Source organism: Coleofasciculus sp. (assembly GCF_046539235.1).
Classification (GTDB): domain Bacteria; phylum Cyanobacteriota; class Cyanobacteriia; order Cyanobacteriales; family Coleofasciculaceae; genus Coleofasciculus.
Window position 1 is genome coordinate 1 of the sequence record NZ_JBKHHI010000557.1, and the last position, 3516, is coordinate 3516.

Sequence of the window (3516 nt, forward strand, 5' to 3'; positions counted from 1 at the left end):
CGATTCGTACTACCCAACTTCCTAATTTTTGCAAAAACTTTTTGGCAGGAGAAAAATGCTTAATTTGCTGGATGGGTCGGGCACCCACGACAATTTCTGCCTGACCTTGTAAGATAGGTTCAATTAGCTTAGGGATATCTGCCGCACAGTACTGATTATCGGCATCCGTATTCACGATAATATCAGCTCCCGCCTTTAAACAGGCTTCTATCCCCGCCATAAACCCCTTGGCTAAACCCTGATTATGATCAAAGCTAACAATGTGGTCAACGCCACAGGCTTTGGCAACTTCAACCGTCTGGTCGAGACTGCCATCATTGATAATTAGCCACTCTACTATATCGACTCCAGGCACTTGACGGGGAAGTTCGGACAGCGTTACCCCTAGAGTCGCTTCTTCGTTGTAACAAGGGATTTGAATGATTAATTTCATTGCACGTATCGCCAAAACAGGTGATTCACAAGATTAAAATACCGCTCATTGGTGTCAACTATTTGCTATTTTCCGGTAAACCTTTTCCTATCATTAACCCTCCTCCCTCTCTACTCTCTCCTCTCTCAATACTGCTCGGATAAGCTGTAATTGAATGTTTTCTATGATGTCCGGCAAATCACCCATAATAAAAACTTCTCCCCATCTCCCCCTCACCCCCTCACCCCTCTACCCTCTGCCTGGTTTCACCTATTTCGTTTATGCTTTGGCTCTAGCTTGCAGCCAGCCCCAACGCAGCACCCAAACCCCTGCTCCAATCAACAGGGCGGCTAAAAGTCCGCCCACCCAAATCGGGATACCAACAGCAGGCAATACCCACCACCACACTGCCACAATATGTAACAGTTGAGCGCTGGTCATTTGGTCACCGGGCGGTGGTTCTCCAACTTGCGCCAGGACATCTCGAATATTTGTACTTAAGGCACTGCTAACCTGGCGATAGGCAGCTCCCCAAGCATTAAATAGGGGCGCATAGCTGGGCGAATCCCATAAGGCTCTGGCTCGGTTGATATATCCTCCCTCTAAGGCTTCGGCATAGTAGCGTTGAAAATACGATACCAGGGTCGGGGCGTTGGCGAGGAACCCGAGTACCGTCAAACCAATTAACCAATTCCACCACTTTTTCCCAATCAGTGCGACTAGCGCCATCAATCCTGGGAGTGCGGGAACTAAAAATCGAGGTCCCCAACTCCAACCGCCAAATTCCCAAAAAGAATGGAGTAGCCAATACCCACCGAATATACCCACAATGGCTAAGGCTTCTAGGGGTTTAGTTTTGAGGGCTTTACGGAATCCAATAATTGCCAGAATTGTCGGCGGACAGTACCAGATTAACCCCCCTCCGGCGCCGGGACTCAAGATCAAACCGATAAATCGTTCTAGCATTCCATCCAGGGTAAATTTCGAGGCATTTTGTCCACTGGATAGTAAACTACCAAACCGCAGGTAATTGTAAGCCATGAACAGCATGAACCCCATAATTGTACCGAGTAGGGGACCTAGAGCATTCCGCAGGGGATACCGCTTGAGCAGGAGATAGGCGGACAACACCGGTCCGATGACAATACCCGCAGGTTTAGCGGTCAAGGCTAAGCCGGAAAGAATACTCGCACCCGCATGTTCACGACTGGTTTTTCCCAGGGCGAGATAGAGGCTGGAGGCGGTTATAAAAGAGAGGAGGGGTTCAGCAAAGAACTCTCGTGAATAGACCAAGGCTGTTGTACCCAAGGCAAAACATAAGGCGGCTAAGTACGCACCCGTGCGACTGCTTCCCAAGCGCAATGCCAACAAAGCCACCAGCGATGTGGTTAAAGCGGTTAATAAGACAGATACAACTAAGGCACAAACCGCCGCGGAATAGTTCGTCGGTATATTGAACCAGTGACCTAACACCAGTCCCACAGCAACAAAGGGTGTGGCAATAATCGGTAATAAGGGATATCGAATTGAGTAATATTGCCCATCGCGACCTAAGGCTCCGGAACCGGGCGGCACGCTAAAATCAAATTCGGTGACTAATGACTTGGAAACATCCAGCATGTCATTGCCATCAAAGCCCCAAATCCCCGGTTTGAGAAATGCCAGATAAATTAGCGCAATGCCAATGGATAAGGCGAACGCCATTTTCCCAACCTGCTGATGCGCGAGTTGCTGCTCTTGAAGGGTGGACTCTTGAATGTCGCTGGGATTTACCATAGTATTTCTAAAGTATTCTGGTTATTTTTATAAGTTATTTTCTATTCCGTCGGTTTATCCCGTATTGCTTATTTACTGTCGCTTTTCTGGCAAACCAACTCGATGATTGGCGTGAGACTGAGACTCCCCAATTTTCTTCCAAGAGATTCTAGTATGACAAAGGCATGACACCTCTAGCAACTTATCAGAAGCACAGACAATGGAGTCAACAGATATGAATCAACAGATTGCCTTTATCGGACTTGGCGTCATGGGCGGACCTATGGCGGCAAATTTGGCACGAGAGGGTTACGCGGTTAAGGCGTGGAATCGAACCCCTAACCGTCCGGGTGTGGAGATGGCGGCTCAGGCTGGGGTATCAGTGGTGTCTTCGATTCGTGAGGCTGTCGAATCAGCAGATATCGTCTTTTCTTGTGTGAGTGACGTTCCTGATGTCAAAGAAGTCCTTTTGGGAACGGGAGGCGTTGCCGAATCAGCGCGTCCAGGTACGCTGGTGATTGATACCAGTACGATTGGTCCAGAGGCAGCGCGTGAAATAGGCATTCAACTGCAACAGCATAACTTGCGCTTTTTGGATGCGCCAATTTCTGGGGGTGATATTGGTGCAAAAAATGGCACACTGACGATTATGGTTGGCGGAGATGCTGAGGATTTTCAGGAAAGTAAACCGTTGTTGGAGGTTTTGGGTAAAACGATTCGCCTGTGTGGACCGATGGGGAGTGGTCAGGCGGTCAAACTGTGTAACCAGGTTTTGGCGGCGGTTCATGCGGTGGCGTTGTGTGAGGCGATGCAGTTGGCGCAGCAGCAGGATATTGACCCGAACTTAATTGTAGAGGTTTGCAGTACGGGGGCGGCTGGTTCTTGGGCGCTGTCGAATTTAGGACCGAAAATTGCGGCGTCGGATTTCCAACCGGGTTTTATGATTAAGCATATCCTTAAGGATTTAAGATTGGTAGCCGAGACATTAAATTCATCGCCTCAGGAATTGCCAGGAGTGGAACTTGCTGACCGTTTGTTTAAGATGGTTCAAGAACTTGATGATGGTAAAGGAGGAGAACAGGGGACTCAAGCAATGATTCGCGCTTATCGGAAGTCCTAGTGCAGCGCCCTTGGAAATACTTGAGCAGCTTTTTAGGTGTGGAGGAGCTGGGGGAGCTGGGGAAGCTGGGGGAAATATTAGCTGTTCAGTTATTTCTGCCTTCTTGCACTAGTCCCATAAGGCAGAAGAACATAATGTAACAACAGTTAAGCATTTGTCGAGGCGGGTTTAGGGACAATTGTCGGGGCGGGTTTAGGGAATCTGTAGGGGCGGGTTTAGGGACTAAATT

3 protein-coding genes are annotated in these 3516 nt (G+C 48.7%); 1 reads left to right on the forward strand and 2 read right to left on the reverse strand.

Going from position 1 to position 3516, the window contains the following annotated elements:
• The coding region (locus tag ACLFWI_RS28450) for a glycosyltransferase family 2 protein (RefSeq protein WP_446415726.1) at positions 1–433 on the reverse strand (433 nt) is incomplete at its 3' end.
• A gap of 258 nt (positions 434–691) precedes the next feature.
• Positions 692–2188, reverse strand: coding sequence for a hypothetical protein (locus tag ACLFWI_RS28455; protein WP_446415727.1), 1497 nt, complete (start codon positions 2186–2188; stop codon positions 692–694).
• A gap of 214 nt (positions 2189–2402) precedes the next feature.
• On the opposite strand from ACLFWI_RS28455, the gene ACLFWI_RS28460 reads away from it, so the two are divergent.
• Positions 2403–3287: an NAD(P)-dependent oxidoreductase gene (locus ACLFWI_RS28460; protein WP_446406156.1), complete on the forward strand. Its 885-nt coding sequence runs from the start codon at positions 2403–2405 to the stop codon at positions 3285–3287.
• The last annotated feature ends 229 nt before the right edge of the window (positions 3288–3516 follow it).